Origin of the sequence: Sphingomonas quercus, assembly GCF_018863195.1 — a bacterium.
Lineage (GTDB): Bacteria > Pseudomonadota > Alphaproteobacteria > Sphingomonadales > Sphingomonadaceae > Solisphingomonas > Solisphingomonas quercus.
In genome coordinates, this window is the sequence record NZ_JAHKRT010000001.1 from 631966 (window position 1) to 647718 (window position 15753).

The 15753-nt window shown below is 64.2% G+C and carries 10 protein-coding genes; 4 read left to right on the forward strand and 6 right to left on the reverse strand.

The genetic code is table 11. The annotated features are described in order from the left end of the window. Nucleotides 1-11 precede the first annotated feature (11 nt). The 4 genes from KOF26_RS03070 to KOF26_RS03085 all read right to left on the reverse strand — a co-directional run bounded on the left by KOF26_RS03070 (nucleotide 12) and on the right by KOF26_RS03085 (nucleotide 7242). A complete protein-coding gene (locus tag KOF26_RS03070) occupies nucleotides 12-1445 on the reverse strand; it encodes an amidohydrolase family protein (RefSeq protein WP_216319759.1) in 1434 nt (477 codons plus the stop codon). 108 nt (nucleotides 1446-1553) lie between these two features. Further along, a complete protein-coding gene (locus tag KOF26_RS03075; protein ID WP_216319762.1) occupies nucleotides 1554-3236 on the reverse strand; it encodes a DUF885 domain-containing protein in 1683 nt (560 codons plus the stop codon). A gap of 51 nt (nucleotides 3237-3287) precedes the next feature. Next, nucleotides 3288-4946, reverse strand: a complete 1659-nt coding sequence (locus KOF26_RS03080; protein ID WP_216319767.1) for a M1 family metallopeptidase — start codon at nucleotides 4944-4946, stop codon at nucleotides 3288-3290. 55 nt (nucleotides 4947-5001) lie between these two features. Further along, nucleotides 5002-7242 carry a S9 family peptidase gene (locus KOF26_RS03085; protein ID WP_216319770.1) on the reverse strand — a complete coding sequence of 747 codons (2241 nt, stop codon included), beginning with the start codon at nucleotides 7240-7242 and terminating at the stop codon, nucleotides 5002-5004. Between the two features lie 250 nt (nucleotides 7243-7492). Between KOF26_RS03085 and KOF26_RS03090 the strand changes: the two genes are divergently transcribed. The 3 genes from KOF26_RS03090 to KOF26_RS03100 all read left to right on the forward strand — a co-directional run bounded on the left by KOF26_RS03090 (nucleotide 7493) and on the right by KOF26_RS03100 (nucleotide 13595). Further along, a complete protein-coding gene (locus KOF26_RS03090) occupies nucleotides 7493-10192 on the forward strand; it encodes a TonB-dependent receptor (RefSeq protein WP_216319772.1) in 2700 nt (899 codons plus the stop codon). 78 nt (nucleotides 10193-10270) lie between these two features. Continuing rightward, the gene (locus KOF26_RS03095) at nucleotides 10271-11722 is read left to right on the forward strand and encodes an aminopeptidase P N-terminal domain-containing protein (RefSeq protein ID WP_216319775.1); all 1452 of its coding nucleotides are present in this window, start codon (nucleotides 10271-10273) and stop codon (nucleotides 11720-11722) included. Nucleotides 11723-11927: 205 nt separating this feature from the next. Then, complete coding sequence (locus KOF26_RS03100) at nucleotides 11928-13595, forward strand: hypothetical protein (RefSeq protein WP_216319777.1); 1668 nt, start codon at nucleotides 11928-11930, stop codon at nucleotides 13593-13595. Between the two features lie 75 nt (nucleotides 13596-13670). Here the strand turns inward: KOF26_RS03100 and KOF26_RS03105 are convergent, their stop codons facing one another. Next, nucleotides 13671-14405 carry an SDR family NAD(P)-dependent oxidoreductase gene (locus KOF26_RS03105; RefSeq protein ID WP_216319779.1) on the reverse strand — a complete coding sequence of 245 codons (735 nt, stop codon included), beginning with the start codon at nucleotides 14403-14405 and terminating at the stop codon, nucleotides 13671-13673. Nucleotides 14406-14489: 84 nt separating this feature from the next. Here KOF26_RS03105 and KOF26_RS03110 point away from each other — a divergent pair, with 84 nt between their 5' ends. Continuing rightward, nucleotides 14490-14879: a winged helix-turn-helix transcriptional regulator gene (locus tag KOF26_RS03110; RefSeq protein ID WP_216319789.1), complete on the forward strand. Its 390-nt coding sequence runs from the start codon at nucleotides 14490-14492 to the stop codon at nucleotides 14877-14879. Between the two features lie 41 nt (nucleotides 14880-14920). On the opposite strand, the gene KOF26_RS03115 is transcribed toward KOF26_RS03110, so the two are convergent. Further along, nucleotides 14921-15753 (reverse strand): APC family permease (locus tag KOF26_RS03115; RefSeq protein WP_216319792.1); only part of this gene is annotated, 833 nt, incomplete at its 5' end.

Consider the following 15753-nt stretch of genomic DNA (forward strand, 5'->3'; position numbering starts at 1 on the left):
CGCCTGACAGATTACTGCTGGGGGAACTCGTCGGGCCCGGGCTGGGGCGGCATGAACCACTTCTTGTCGTCCGGGCCGGTCGGGCCGATGAGCCCTTCCACCGATTTCATCAGCGCCTCGGGATGATAGACGCGGCCCGCCTTGATGACGAGGCGCGGCAGGCGCACGGCCTTGATGTCGGTCAGCGGATCGCCGCGAACGATGACGAGGTCGGCCAGTTTGCCCGGCTCGATCGTGCCCAGCTGATCGCCAACCCCCATGGCGCGGGCGGAGTTGATCGTCGCGATCTTGAGGACCGCCGCATTCGGTATCCCGGCCAGCGTCATCACCAGCATTTCGCGACTGGCGCCGAATGGGGTGAAATATTCTCCCCAGCTCGGGTGATCGGTGCCCAACGTGATCAGATCGCCCATGCCGGCGTCATAGAAGGCCTTAATTTCCTTCTGCTTGGTCCAGTAGATATTCTCGAACTGCTGGTTGACCGGGCGCTTGGTGGTGTCGACGAGGTGGCGGGCATAGGGCGTCAGGAAGCGCTTCTCGTCGGTGAAGTAATCATACACTTTCGGATCCTTTAGCCCCCAATAGCCATAGGCGCTGACGGTCGCGTCGTAATTGGTATGATGGGTGCGATAGAGCTGGACGATCTTCCGGAACTCGGGCGTATCGAACGTCATATGCTCATAGGAAGCATAGGCCGAACGATCTGGGGAGAAGGCATCGCCGCCAGTGAAATGCTCGATCCGGTCGATCCCCATCAGGATCGCGTCGCGCGGGTTCACCGAGGTGCGCGCGCCCGAATCCAGGTGGCCGGTCACGGTCAGGCCATGCAGGTGCGCCTCCTCGATCACGGCGCGCAGCATCGTCGGATTGATGCCCTTGGTCTTGATGCCCTTGATGCCCAGCGCTGCCCATTTGTCGACCTGGGCCTTGACGTCGGCCACGCTCGTAGCCGAATTCCAGCCGCGCCGGGCGGTGCCGAAATAAGGGCCGGAATTCATGATGCGCGGGCCGACACGGGCGCCATTGTCAATGCTGATGCGCAGGTCGCGCATCCCCATCGGATCGCTCTCGCCGGCCGGAAAGGTGGAGGTCACGCCGTTGGCGATGAACAGCTCGGGATAGGCCTTCATCTCATCGACGCGCGCGGCACGTGGCGTGATCATCGTCGAATAATGGGCGTGGAGATCAAAAAAGCCCGGCAACACCGTCTCGTTCGCGGCAAGCGTGACCTGCTCCGCGTCGGGGCTGGCGATCGACAGGTCGCCGCCCACCCGCAGCAACTTGCCGGCGCGCACCAGGATGCCCGGATTCCTGATCCGCTTGTCCGCGGTGGAGGTGAATATCCAGCCGCCGGTGACCAGGACATCCCGTTCGGTCGGCCGACCGGGCGTCGGCGCGCCCGCCGGCTCCTGAACCCGGGCCGGAACGGCCGCGACAACCGCCATCACCGCAGCAGCGGCCGCGAGAAGGGAGGTGATTTTCTTGCGCTTTTGCATAATCATCCACGGATAATAAGGGGTTGATCGCAGAAACAACGGGAGCCGTCTCCGACCTCATTGCCCCGGCACGAGTTCCTTTTCAATCAACTCGGGCGGGATCATGCCGGCATTGTTCCAGGCATCCATGAGCGTACGCAGATCGAACGGCTTTTTCTGCCTGTCGAGCGCATGCGATTCGTTCGCCATCAGCTGATCGAAGCCGATCTTGCCCAGGATGTAACTCGCGCCATAACCGGGCTGGCGGAGATACAGGAGCTGTTCGAAGGCGGTCAGCTTGTCGGTTGGATTGGACCAGCCCCGCGGCGTCCATTCGGCATGGAAATGACCAGCCTGCTGTAGCGATAACTCATTCGCCTGGACGTGGAGCGAAGCCAGCCCGCGCGCGGCGCGATTGGCCAGCATGATCCACACCAACTCGCGGGCACGCGGATTGTCGTCGTAGAGGCCGGCGTGCATCAACAGCTCTTCAAAGCCGGTGGCGAAGCCCTCGGCGCGCACATCCCAGACATTGTACAGCGACGCCATGCGACGGATCGGGCTGGGATGCGGCTCGTCGCGCATCCGTGCCAGGTCGATCCAGTGATAATCATGACTGTAGAGCAGCATCGGTTCACGCGCGATCACATGATCGAAGAAGGTTCGCTTGTCCTCGGGCGTAAATCGACTGATCTGCGGGACAAGCGCGGCCCTCAGATAGGGCTTGTCCGGAATAATCTCGGCCTTGACCAGGAACGTGACGAACTTGTCGAGCCGCTCTTGTGCCATCTTGTCGAATGCACCCGGTTCATTGATCGGCTGGAGCTGCGGCAGGGCGCGGTTACGATGCTCCTCCAGCCGCAACGATGCGATGGCGCGATCCAGTTCGCGTTGCAGAAGGGCGACCTGCTGGTCCCAGTCATAAGGGACGAGCTGGACGTTCCTCGCGTACCAGTTGTAATTTTCCTTGCCGACGCCGGATGGGCCCGTCTTGCTGGGCGCCTGGGCGTTGACCCAGGCGATGAACTCGCTCGTCGCCGTGATCGCTTGTGCCACGGCCTGCCTGAGCGCGGGGCTGGCGCCGTCAAGATTGGCCGTCCAGCTGCCCTCCAGCGTGGCGACGGTCAGGGTGCCTGCCTGGAGCTGCTGCAGGGCCCTGAGCTGGCCGGCGAGTTCCTGCGCGCTATAAACCCAGAGTTCGCGCGCATTGGCGCCGTTGAGGTTCACCCTGCCCTGCGTAAGGAAGCCGGGAATGGCGCCGATCTCGCGGAGCAATTTCTGCTGGTCTGCCGCGGACAGCGGGTATTTGTAATCGTAAAGCAAGGTCTCCGGATCCGCGACAGGCGCCTCGCGCGAGGGGACGTCGGTGCGCCGCGGCCAGATCGTGACGTAGAAGGCCGGATCGCGCGCCCATGGGCGGAGCACGCGATGGTCGAAGTCCATGCCGTTCATCTCGGCCCTGACCAGCGCATAGTCATTTTGCTGCGCGATCGGCCAGGCGCGGGGATTGATCGCGGCGAGCCGGGCCTGCCATTGCGGCAGCGCCGCCGCCTTCTTCACCATGCCGGCAGCGGTGTAATCTGGCACTCCGCCACGCCATTCGGGTCGCGCGAAGGAACGCCATTCCTGAAACAGGCGAACCAGATCGGCATAGCCACCGACCTGCGCAACACCCGCCGAAGGTTGCGCCGCTATCGCAGGAGACGCCACGCTTCCGAGACTGAGGAGGAGCGCGCCCGCCACGCGAAGATCGACAGTCACGACATTCTTCTCCCGACGAGACAAAGACGAGCTGCAGGCCATGAGCTGGCGTCAGCGGCTCTCATATTTCTTGACGTTGATGTAATAGACGTCCGTCGCAACCTCGACGGCATCCCTGGATGCCTTCATCGGCATGATCTTCCACGCCGTGGTCGGCTCGAGCAGGAGCGGCTGGCCGGCGGCGGTGACCCTGATCGGCATCGCGAAATCCCTTTCGTCCGCGTCCCAGCGATAGGCAAGCGTGCCATCGCTGGCGTTGAACGCGAGTTCCAGCGTCGGAAGCGCGGCGCGCCGCAGATACTGGTTGAAGATCGGCGTCAGGTCGCGCCCCAATTGTGCGTTGATGAACTCCACCATGTCTTCCGTCATGATGTTCCTGTATTTGAAACGCTGGAACATCGCACGCAGCATGGCGAACCAGCGCGTGTCGTCATCGATGACGTTGCGGAGGGTATGCAGAAAGAGCGCGGACTTGAAATACTGGTCCTGCGATGGCGTGCTATGGACGCCGCGCTGCGTGACGATCGGCTCCTCATTGCGAACCTTGGGCTTATAGCCGTTTATGTATCTGCTTGCGGCATCGCGCCCCCACCGGGCCTCGACATAAAGCTCTTCGAGATATGTGTCCCATCCCTCCTGAATCCACATATCGGATATGTCGGCAGCGGAGACGGCGTTGCCGAACCATTCATGACCGCTCTCATGGATGATGATGAAATCGAATAGCGGGCTGATGCCCACCCCCGTCCAGTCGCGCTCGAGATAGCCGTTCGCGAAATGATTGCCGTAAGTTACCGCGCTCTGGTGCTCCATGCCGGAATAGGGGGCCTCGATCAGCTTGTACCCGTCGCGGACGAACGGGTATTCGCCGAAATATTTCTGGAAAATCTCGATCATCGGCCTGGCTTGCGCGAACTGCCGCCTGGCCCCCTCGATGCTCTCGGGCAGCACATAAAAGTCGATCGGCAGATCGCCCAGACGATCCTCGAAATGAATATAGGAACCGATGTTCAGCGACACATCATAGTTGTTGATAGGGTAGTGGACGTGCCAATCCCAACGCGTATAGCCGCCCGGAAGCCTGGTCTTGCCGACGAATTTCCCGTTGGAAACGTCAACGAGGCCATTCGGGATGGCGACGCTGATGTCCATCCACTCAACCTCGTCGCGCCACTGGTCCTTGTTCGGCCACCAGAGAAGCGAGTCGCCGGCGGTGTTGATCCATTGCCGCCCCTTCGGGTCCTTGCGAAAGGCCAGACCGCCGAACCGGCCCGTTTCGCGGGGGCTTCCCGAATAATCGAAATCAATACTATATTCGGTGCCCGCAAGCAGGCGTTTCGGAAAATCCACATAGACAGTGTCAAGATCGCGCTCGTACTTCAGCGGCGTCGAGCCGAGCCGGATGCCATTGACGTTGAGGTCCGCGCTCAGATTCAACTGGATACGCGTATCGTCCTGAAGCATCTTGAAGCGGATCTTGTTCGTGCCGGAGATCTTCTTCCGGTCGGGATCGACACGGACGCTGAGCTGGTAGGACAGCAGATCGTTGTTGGCGCGATAACGGCCATATTCACCGCTGAGGAAGTCCGCGCGGGACGGAATGCGCGGCGACCGCGGCGCCTGGCTCGCCCCTTGCGCGGCGGCCGGCGCGGTCTGCGCCGCGATCGAGGGAGACGATCCGCCGGCAAGGGCGAGAACGATCGCAATCATCCGGCGTAGGCCCACCGTCATGGAAACTTCCTCCTGACGATCCAGGTCCGGCCGCTCATCGCGGGCCGGCCGGCAAATTCGCGTGCAGATAATTGGTCATCAGGGTGAACAGGTGCAGCCGGGTGTTGGGGCCGCCCTCGCTGATGCCATGCGTGCGATTGGGGTAGATCATCAGCGAGAATTGCTTGTTGAGCCCGATCAGCCGATCCACGACCTGCTCGGTATTCTGATAGTGAACATTGTCGTCGCCAGTGCCATGAACCAGCAACAGGTTGCCCGTGAGGTTCTGCGCGAAGTTGATCGGCGAGCCGTCGCGATAGCCGGCGACGTTGTCGCTCGGCAGGCCCATATAGCGCTCCTGATAGATTGAATCGTAGAGGAGCTGGTTGGCCGGCCCCGCCACCGCGATGCCGGTCTTGTAGAGGTCGGGGTAGCGGAACATGGCGTTGAGCGTCATCGCCCCGCCGCCGCTCCAACCCCAGACGCCGATCCGCGCCGGGTCGATATAGGGGCGGGTTTCGATCATCTTCCTCACCGCTGCGGCTTGATCGGCGGAGGCGAGCAGGCCGATCTGGCGATAGATGCTCTTGCGCCAGTCGCGGCCGCGCGGCGACGCCGCGCCACGGGAATCGACGCTCGCCACCAGATAGCCCTGCTGCGCAAGCATCCGGTGCCACAGATAGCGGTCACCGCCCCAATTGTCGGCGACGGTCTGCCCGGCCGGCTCCGAGTAGACATAGACGAGCATCGGATATTTTTTCGATGGATCGAAATCGGCCGGCTTGATCATCGACGCGTCCAGCGTCACCTCGCCGATGTTGACCTTGAAGAATTCGGTCGACTGGCGCGGGGTCGCGGCGAGCAGGTCGCGCATCGCCTTGTTGTCGGTCATCACCCGGGCGATCTTGCTGGCGGGCAGGCTCACCACGTCGATCACCGGCGGCGTCTCCGCCGTCGAAAAGCTATGGAACGCCCATTTGCCGCCGGGCGCGATGTCGTAACGATGCGTGCCCGCCTGATCGGCGGGCGTCAGCCGCTCGATGCGCGCCGCGCCGGTGAGCGGCGCCCGAAAGAGATAACGCTGCGTCACATTGTCGGGCGAGGCGATGAAGTAAGCGAACTTGTCGTCGATATGCTCGACGCTCACCACGTCGAAGGCACCGGGCGTGCGCAGATCCAGAGAGCCGTCCCGGCCGATCAGGTAGAGGTGGCGCCAGCCGTCCCGCTCGCTCAACCAGGTGAACTTGCCGGCCTTAGTGAACTCGACGTCGGAATTGATGTTGACCCACGCCTTGTCGCTATCGACGAAGAACGCGCTGGTCCTGCCAGTGGCCGGGTCTCCGAGCAGAACCTTGTTGGTGTTCTGCAGCCGGTTGAGCTGCTGGATCATCAGCTTGCCGTCAGCCGTCCACAGCATGCGCGGCACGTAATTCTGCCGCGGATCGCCGTCCAGCGACAACCAGGTGGTGCGGCCAGGCGCGTCGATCGCCATGACGCCGACGGTCACTGCGGAATTGGTGGTGCCGGGCTTGGGATATTGGAGCGGCACCGGCCTGGAATATTGCCCGTCCGTGTTACGCATGAAGTAGAAGGTGCCAATCCCGCTCGTATCGAACCGCCAATAGGCGATGCGCCGCGAATCCGGGCTCCATTGGAAGGCTTTGCTGAGGCCGAGTTCCTCCTCATAGACCCAGTCGGCCCGACCATTGCGAATGAGTTCATTGCCGTCGCTGGTGAGCTTGACCGGGGTGCCGCCCGCCACCGCCTCGACATAAAGGTTGTTGCCGGAGACATAGGCGACGTGCGCCCCATCGGGCGAGAATTCGGCGAAGAGCTGGCTGTCGACGGGAAGCCCCTCGCCGAGCTGGCGCAGCGTCCTGCTGCCGAGGTCGAACAGCCAATAGGTGCCAATCTGATTATATTTCGGGCGCGCATCCGGTGCTGCGACGCGCAGCAACAGCTCGCGTCCGTCCGGCGACCATGCGTAGTCGCTGATCGCCAGCGGCTTGGCGGCGCCGCCCGGCCTCAGGGCCAAGGCGTCCAGCAGCACGCTCCGCCGGCCGGTTGCAGTGTCATAGCGCACGATATCGATGCCGTCAGCGACCCCCGGCGAGGGTTCCAGCGTGGTATAGGCATCGCCCGTGCCGAGCCACTTGCTGACCTTGGGGCGATCCAGCGACACCGCGGCAGGGCCATAAATCTGGTCGAGCCGGAGCGGGCTTGGCACTTGCGGCTGCTGCGCAACGGCCGGAGCCATCACCAGCGCGACCGCCGCCGTCAGCCCAAAAACGCGCATGCCCCCCACGGAATTCTCCTGAACACCCCTCGCCTAATGGTATACGTTATCCGGCTAGACCTTCCATTGTCAACGCGGCCCGTCCCATCCCCTCAACGGCAAAGGTCCGAACCTCTCCCGCCTCTCCATATCCTGTCACAAGAATGCCACAGGCGGAGTCCTTACGCGGTGTCGGGGTTGTCCAAATACGTAGATGGTATACGATCCTTTGGGAATCGGGGTGGGACCTTCATCCCAAAGGGGGATCATCATGAAAAGCCTCAAGCCAGCCCTTCTCGTCGCCACGGCCCTGCCCGCGCTCGCCGCCTTTCCGGCCTTCGCCCAAGAGGCCCCGACCGAGCAAGCGATCGTCATCACCGGCTCGCGCCTCGCCTCGCCCGATCTGACGGGTTCGGCGCCGGTGACCGTGCTCGGCCGCGAGGCGATCGAACAGACCGGATCCAGCAGCGTCGGCGAGCTTCTCCGCGAGATGCCGGTGGCCACCTCTTCTGCCAGCGAATCCTCCGGCCGCGGCAACAACGGCACCGCGACGGTCGCGCTGCGCGGGCTCTCGGCGGTCAATACGCTGGTGCTCATCAATGGCCGCCGCGTTCTTCCGTTCAGCGACGCCGGCACCGTCGACCTCAACTCGATCCCGTTCGAGGCGGTCGAGCGCGTCGAGGTGCTGCAGGATGGCGCGTCGGCGATCTACGGTTCGGATGCCATTGCGGGTGTCGTCAACCTGATCATGCGCAAGGATTTCGAGGGCCTGATCGTCAAGGGTGGCCTCGGCTTCTCAACCTATGGCGACCTGCCTCTTTATGAAGCGAGCGCCACCTACGGCAAGCGCTTCACCCGGGGCGGCTTCCTCGTCAACGTCTCCTGGCGCAAGTCCGGCGGCAATGTCTTCGCCGACCGGCCGATCACTCGCGATCCGGATTGGCGGCCCTTCGGCGGCCACCAGCAGCGCGATCCGCTGCCGCCCTATCCCGTTGTCGAGGGTCTGCCCGGCACCGGCGACACGCAGATGATCCTGCGCGACGGCATCACCCAGGCGACCAGCGTCGCCGATTTCCGGCCCGCCAGTTTCCCGAGCGGGACCGACCCGTCCATCCCCAACGACGGCATAAACTATTATAAATATGAGAGCGTCGCCTCGAGCATCAACCAGATCAATGTCCTCGTGAACGGTGACTATGAGCTGTCATCGAATGTGAAGGCATTCGTCGAGGGCTCCTTTGTCCGGCGCAAGTCGTTGGGCTTCCTTGCGCCCGACTACTTCGGAGCGGTCTTCGGCCAGCCGATCACGGTCAGCGCCAACAATGATTATAACCCGTTCGGGGTCGATCTCGATGTGTCGCGCACGATCATCGAGCAGCCGCTGAGCGGCCGCCGGCTGTCCGACGTGTCCGCCAAGACCTACCGCATCGTCGGCGGCCTCGAAGGCACGATCGGCGACAGCAGCTGGAAGTGGGACGTCTCGTACAATTATCAGAAGCTCGACCAGTTCACGAACGGCGGCCGGGGCATCCTCTATCCGAGGTTGCAGGAAGCGGCCGGCGATTCCGATCTATGCCGCGCGACGCCCGGCTGCGTGCCGATCAACCTGCTCGGCGGGCCCGGCACGATCACCCAGGCGATGATCGATCCGCTCTCCGCCGATTCCTGGACCGACGTCAATTCGTCGCTACAGTCGGCGACCGCCAATATCAGCGGCACGCTCTTCGCGCTGCCGGCGGGCGACGTGCAGATCGCCGTGGGCGGGGAATATCGCACCGAATCCTACGATGCCACGCGCGATCCGATCTCCTCGACGCTCGATCCGGCGACGAACAGCAGCCCGTTCCTGTCGCGCTCCTACTCGCCGAGCACCTATCCGCCGACGCGCAAGGTGTCCGAGGCTTATGCCGAGCTTGCCGTGCCGATCCTGAAGGACGTGCCGTTCTTCAATCGCCTCGACCTCGAACTGGCCGGCCGCTTCTCGCACTACAACCAGTTCGGCACGACGACCAATCCGAAGATCGGCGTGAAATGGCGGCCAGTGCGTGACGTGCTGCTGCGCGGCTCTTGGGGCACGGGTTTCCGCGCGCCGACCTTCCAGGAAGCCTATGCTCCCCAGTCGACCGGCTATTCGTCGATCATCGACCCGTGCGCCCAGGTGGATTTCGCCTCCTATGCGAAGTGCGGCCCGACCATGCTCGACGCGCAGGGCAAGACCGGGACCTTCATCATCACCGGCGGCAATCCCGATCTGAAGCCGGAGAAGGCGAAGAACCTCACCCTCGGCACGGTGATCACGCCGAGCTTCATCCCGCGCCTGTCGTTGACCGTCGACTTCTACAAGATCAGGAAGACGAACGTGATCACGACGGCCGATCGCAACTATGTCCTGCGGCAGAATGCAACGGATGGCAGCTACGCCGACATCATCAAGCGCGATCCCGCCACCGGCCTCGTGACGAGCATCTACAATGTCCGCCAGAATCTGGCGAGCCTCCGGCTTCAGGGCATTGACGTTGGGTTCCAATATGCCACGGCGACAGCGCCGATCGGTCGGTTCACCTTCCGTGGCGACATGACTTATCTCGACAGCTTCAAGACGTCTCCGGCGCCGGATACGCCGGCCGTCGAATATGCCGGCACCTACAGCAGCAGTAACGGCACGCTCGCCAAAGTCCGCGCCACCGGTCGGATCACCTGGGATCGCGGCCCGCTCTCCCTGACCACCGCCCTGCGCTATGTCGGGCCGGTCACCAACACCGCATCGAACCTGCGGGAGCGCGCCAATTCCTATGTCCAGAACGACTGGATGGTCACCTACAACATCGATGTTATGAAAGCGAAGATCAGCTTCGGCATCGACAATATCTTCAACAAGATGCCTCCGATGCTGGTCGACGTCGGCTACGACTTCAACACTTTCAATGCACGCGGCCGCTTCTTCGCGCTGCGCGTGCAGAAGGACTTCTGAGGAAGGATCATGCTCGATCGTGGCCGACCCCACGCGATGTCGACCACGATCGAGTAACTGCCAGAGGATAGCGGCCGAATGTTTGCTTCCCCCACCGCGAAGACCGGGCGCGCCCTCGCCGTCGCCGTGGCGCTGGCGCTCGCTCCGCCGATCGGCATGTCCACCGCCGTTCAAGCCCAGCCGGTGTTTCGCGACGTGTTTCCGCCGGAGGAATATGCCGGGCGTCGCGAACAGCTCTTCAAGGCGATCGGCGACGGCGTCGCCATCATCGAGGGGACCACCGAACGGCCCGGCGAGCAGCCTTTCCGGCAGGCGAACCAGTTCTTCTACCTGACCGGTGTCGCCGAGCCGCGGGCGATTGCCGTCTTCGATGGCCGCAGCCGCGAGACCAGCTTTTTCCTGCTGGAGCGCAAGGACAGCGACGTCCTCTCCAAATATGGTCCGGGCGCGCTCTATCCCGAACCCGGCGCCGCCGAGAAGCTTGGCGTCACCCGCGTGCTGCCGCGCCCGGAATTTGCGAAGCTGTTGGCGACGTTCGCGCGCGACGGGCGAACCATCTACACGCCGTTCCGCCCTGAAGTCCTGGGCAGCGCCTCATCCGCGGACCCGCGCACCCTCGCGCGGCTCAACCATGACGATCCCTGGGATGGCCGGCCGAGCCGCGAGGAGGCGTTCCGCCTGCATATCATGGCGGCGGCGCCCCGCTCGGAGATACGCGACCTCGACCCGGCGATCGACCGGATGCGAGCGATCAAGAGCGCGCGCGAGATCGCCCTGCTGCGCGAAGCCACCCGGCTCACCGACCGCGGCATCCTGCGCGCGATGCACGCGGCCAGGCCCGGGCTGACGGAATATCAACTTCAGGCGGAATCCGAATATGAATTCAAGCGCGGCGGCGCCTATGGCGCGGCCTATTTCGCGCTGGTCGCCACGGGCCAGAATAGCTGGTACACTCATTATCACTATAACACCGCAACGTTGAAGGCGGGTGATCTCGTCCAATATGATTACGCGCCCGACTATAAAGGCTATACGTCGGACGTAACGCGGATTTTCCCTGCCAATGGAAAATTCACCGCTCACCAGCGCGAATATTATACCATCTACCTGCGTCTCTATCAGGCGCTGATGACCTCGATCCGCGTGCATGAGACGCCCGCGGCGATCACCGAACGCGCGGTCGCGAAGATGGACGCCATCGTCGCCGGCTACGCCTTCACCGATCCGGCGATCAAGACCGCGGTCCTGGCCTTCGTCGACAGCTTCCGCGGCAAGAAGGGCGGCTGGCTTGGCCATGCCGTCGGCGTCGAAGTCCATGACGTATATGGCGATTATACGACCCTGGAGCCCGGCATGGTGTTCACGATCGAGCCGATGCTGCGGCTTCCCGGCGAGCATGTCGCGGTGCGGCTGGAGGACATGCTGCTGATCACGGCGACCGGCTATGAGAATCTGTCGGCTTCCGTCCCTGTCGAAATCGACGAGGTGGAGCGCTTCATGGCTCGGCCGCTGCCGGCGGCCCTGCGCTGAGGGGTAAGGAGAGGTGGGTCGTTCGCGGGGCCCGCATCGCCTGCGATCGACCCCTGTCCGAAATCCTCATGCAATCCGACGCGATCGACACGTATCAGGCGTGGCGCAGGGCGAATTCGGGAACAGGGCAACAGGAACTCCATCCAGGATCATGAGCGGAGCATTGAAGGTAATGAAGAGTCTGCATTGCATTGCGGCCCGCGCCTTGGTCCTCGCGGCCGCCTCACCTCTGTTCCTGGCGAGCGGATCATCGGCTCAGTTCGCCCCGCCCGCAGCACCCGGCCCGCGCGCCGCACTGCCGGCCGAGCAGATCGCGCCCGGTGCCTCCCCCGCACCGCGGCTCGTGGCGAGCTTCGACGGCCTGGGGCGCGGCTTTTCGGGCCCGCAGGGCCAGAATTTCGGGCGCAGCCCGTCCGACAATTCGCTGGCGGTCGGCCCCAACCACATCGTCCAGATCGTCAACTCCCGCATGGCGATCTTCACCAAGAAGGGCGCACAATTCGGCGAAACCGGACGGCCGCTTTATGGGCCGGTCGGCACCAACAATGTCTTTCGCGGCTTCGGCGGCCCGTGCGAGCAGTTCAGCAACGGCGACGGCGTGATCCGCTATGATCAGCTCGCCAATCGCTGGCTGCTGGTGATGCCGATCTTCACCCGGCTGCCGAGGCGCGCGCAGGAACCCGCCACGCCGAAGGCAGGCGATCCGCCGACGCTCAGCATGCCCGCGCGCGCCGATCAGCCGGGGCCCGCCGTCACCTTGTTTCAGCCCGCCGCCCAGCCCCTCGACGTCGCCGAAAATGGCCGTGTGCCGCCGCGCCAGCGAGGCGCAGGCGGCGATGGATCCTACGCAATCTGCTATGCCGTCAGCACCACCTCCGATCCGCTCGGATCCTGGTATCGCTATGAGTTCGTGCGGCCCCTCTTTCCCGATTATCCGCGGCCGGCGGTCTGGCCGGACGGCTATTATGTGCCGACCAGCACCGGCGATACGGTGATCGAGCGGCATGCCTGCGTCGCCGAGCGCGAAAAGATGTTGGCGGGGCTGCCGGCGCGGGAAATCTGCCTGATCGTCAACGACGTCAATTTCCTCAACAATGCCGATGTCGACGGCCAGTCGCTCCCGCCCCGGGGCGCGCCCAATATTGTGGTCGCGGCCGGCGGCTCGCAGCTTCGAAAGAAGACCGAAGACGACGCGCTTTACTTCTGGAAATATCATGTCGACTGGCAGCGGCCCGAGCGCACGACGCTGATCGGCCCGACGAAGGTGCCGGTTGCGCCCTATGCCTATCTTTGCGGCGGCCAGCTGACGCGCTGCGTGCCCCAGCCGCGCACGGAGATGAAGCTCGATTCCCAGGGCGACAAGATCATGCAGCGTTTCGTCTATCGCCGGATCGGCAACCAGGAATCGCTGGTTGCCGCCCATTCGGTGGCGAGCGGCGCCGACGCCGGCGCGGCCCGCTGGTACGAGTTCCGGCTCAACGGCGCGCGCGATCCCGTCCTCTACCAGCAGGGCAGCTTCGCACCCGATACGAGCTATCGCTGGCTGCCGAGCGCGGCGATGGACAGGTTCGGGAACATCGGCATCGGTTATTCCTTCGGCGATGCCCAGACCTATGTCGGCCAGCGCTTCGCCGGCCGGCTGGCGGGCGATCCGCCCGGCCAACTTGGCGCGGAAACGGTGCTCGTGCACGGCCAGGGGGCGCAGACCGACACACTGCGCTGGGAGGATTACGTCACCACTGCGGTCGATCCCGACGATGATTGCACCATGTGGTATGTCGGCGATTATCTCCGCACGGGCGACGCGGCCTATTCGACGAAGATCGGCGCCTTTCGCCTCGGCCAGTGCGGGCCGGGGGAACTGCCCAAATAAACCGGCGGCAGCGTCTTTCGGCCAGGCGGGGGCGGCGGCGCGGAGCGCGATCGCCAGCCAACGCCCCTGCGACTTTCAGATCTGGGCCAGGCCGCCGTCGGCGAACACCTCTCCGCCCGTCATGAAGCTGCTGTCCGACGAAGCCAGGAACGCGGCGACCGCGGCGATCTCGGAAGGTGCGGCGACATGGCCGATGGGCGTCCGGGAGCCCATCTCGATCATCGCGTCGCGACCGACGGCTTCCTCCGCCAGCTCGGTCAGGGTCGGCCCGGGAGAGAGCACATTCACCCGGATACCGGTGCCGCGCAGGTCTTGGGCCCAGCTCCGCGCGAAGTTGCGCACCGCGGCCTTCGTCGCGCTGTAGACGCTGAAGGCCGGCGTCCCCATCACGCCGGTCGTCGAACCGGTGAGGATGATTGATCCGCCCTCGCGCATCAGCGGCAGGCCCAGCTGCACGGTGAACAGCACGCCCTTCACATTGACGTCGAAGGCGCGGCTATATTGCTCCTCGGTGATCTGTCCCAGGGGCACCAGTTCGCCAAAGCCGGCGTTGGCGACCAGCACGTCGAGCGTTCCGCGCTCGGCCTTCACCGTGTCGAACAGCCGGGCGAGGTCGCCGAGGTCGGAGACCGATCCTTGCACCGCGCGCGCGTTGGCGCCGAGCGCGGCGACCGCCTTGTCGAGCGGCTCCTGCCGGCGCCCGGTGACGTAGACGAACGCCCCTTCCTCGATGAAGCGCTTCGCGGTGGCGAAGCCGATTCCAGTACCGCCGCCGGTTACCACCGCCGTCTTGCCGTCCAGTCTTCTCATGCTCTGTCTCCAGTTTGTACTGGCGCAGAGCTGATGGCCTGCCTACCTATCGGCAAGTATGCACCTTTTGGTAAGTATCTAAAAATGACAACATCGGTAGCGGAGGCCGTTCCCGGCTTCACCTGCGGCCTCGACGCCACGCTTCGCGTGATCGCCGGCAAATGGAAGCCGCTGATCATCTATTTCCTGATCCAGGGTCCCTGCCGTTACGGCGCCCTCAAGCGGGCCGTGCGCGGCGTCAGCGACAAGATGCTGATCCAGCAGCTGAAGGAGCTCGAGGCGGACGGCATTGTGGTCCGCAGGGATTATCAGGAGGTTCCGCCGCGCGTGGACTATTCGCTTACGCCGCTCGGCCGCAGCCTGGCCCAGGCGCTGGTTCCGCTGTGCAACTGGGGGAGCGACAATATGGAGGCGGTGGCGCGCATGTTCAGCGAGCGCGAGCAATGGCAGGCGAGCCCGACGGGCGATCGCTGAGCGCCCTCCTGCGGGTGGAGGAGGGTTGGGGTTGTGGGTGTTCAGCTGTTGGCGGTGGCGGGTGTGGTGCGGCCGGCGAGGCTGCGGCGGCGTCCGTAGAGGAGGTAGAGGAGGAAGCCTGCGGCGTTCCAGCCGGCGAACCGGACGAGGGTCATGCCGGGCAGGCTGAACATCAGGTAGAGGCAGCCGAGCACGGCGAGCGTGCCGACCAGATAGGGGGCCGGGCAGCGGAACACGCGGACGAGGTCCGGGCGATGCCGGCGCAGCACCATCACGCACACGCCGACGGCGATGAACGCGAGCAGCGTGCCGGCATTGGCGAGCTCGGCGATCTCGTCGAGGCGGAAGAAGCCGGCGACGGCGGCGACGAACAGCCCGGTCAGTCCGGTCACCAGCACCGGCGTGCCGGTGCGCTCGGACACCCGGCTGAGCCGGCGCGGCAGCAGGCCGTCGCGGCTCATCACGAAGAAGATGCGGCTCTGCCCGTACATCATCACCAGGATCACCGAGGGCAGCGCGATCAGCGCGGCCAGGGCGATGAGATGCGAGGCCACCGGATGGCCGAGCGAGCGCAGCACCAGCGCCAGCGGCTCGGGCGAGTTGGCGAGCTGGGTATAATGCATCGCGCCGACCGCCGAGACGGCGACGAGGATGTAGATCAGGGTGCAGATCGCCATCGAGCCGATGATGCCGATGGTGAGGTCGCGCGCCGGCCGCTTCGCCTCCTCCGCCGAGGTCGCCACCGCATCGAAGCCGTAAAAGGCGAAGAACACGATGGCGGCCGCCGCCATCACCCCCTTGGTGCCGCCGCCCTCGACATGGCTGGCAAAGCCATAGGGCATGAACGGGTGCATGTTGGCCGGATCGAAGCCGG

What these genes read in the sequence shown, in the direction of transcription:
- KOF26_RS03070 (WP_216319759.1), bottom strand. Translation starts at nt 1,445, where the DNA reads ATGGCGGTTGTCGCGGCCGTTCCGGCCCGGGTTCAGGAGCCGGCGGGC.
- KOF26_RS03105 (WP_216319779.1), bottom strand. Translation starts at nt 14,405, where the DNA reads ATGAGAAGACTGGACGGCAAGACGGCGGTGGTAACCGGCGGCGGTACT.
- KOF26_RS03080 (WP_216319767.1), bottom strand. Translation starts at nt 4,946, where the DNA reads ATGATTGCGATCGTTCTCGCCCTTGCCGGCGGATCGTCTCCCTCGATC.
- KOF26_RS03090 (WP_216319772.1), top strand. Translation starts at nt 7,493, where the DNA reads ATGAAAAGCCTCAAGCCAGCCCTTCTCGTCGCCACGGCCCTGCCCGCG.
- KOF26_RS03095 (WP_216319775.1), top strand. Translation starts at nt 10,271, where the DNA reads ATGTTTGCTTCCCCCACCGCGAAGACCGGGCGCGCCCTCGCCGTCGCC.
- KOF26_RS03085 (WP_216319770.1), bottom strand. Translation starts at nt 7,242, where the DNA reads ATGCGCGTTTTTGGGCTGACGGCGGCGGTCGCGCTGGTGATGGCTCCG.
- KOF26_RS03110 (WP_216319789.1), top strand. Translation starts at nt 14,490, where the DNA reads ATGACAACATCGGTAGCGGAGGCCGTTCCCGGCTTCACCTGCGGCCTC.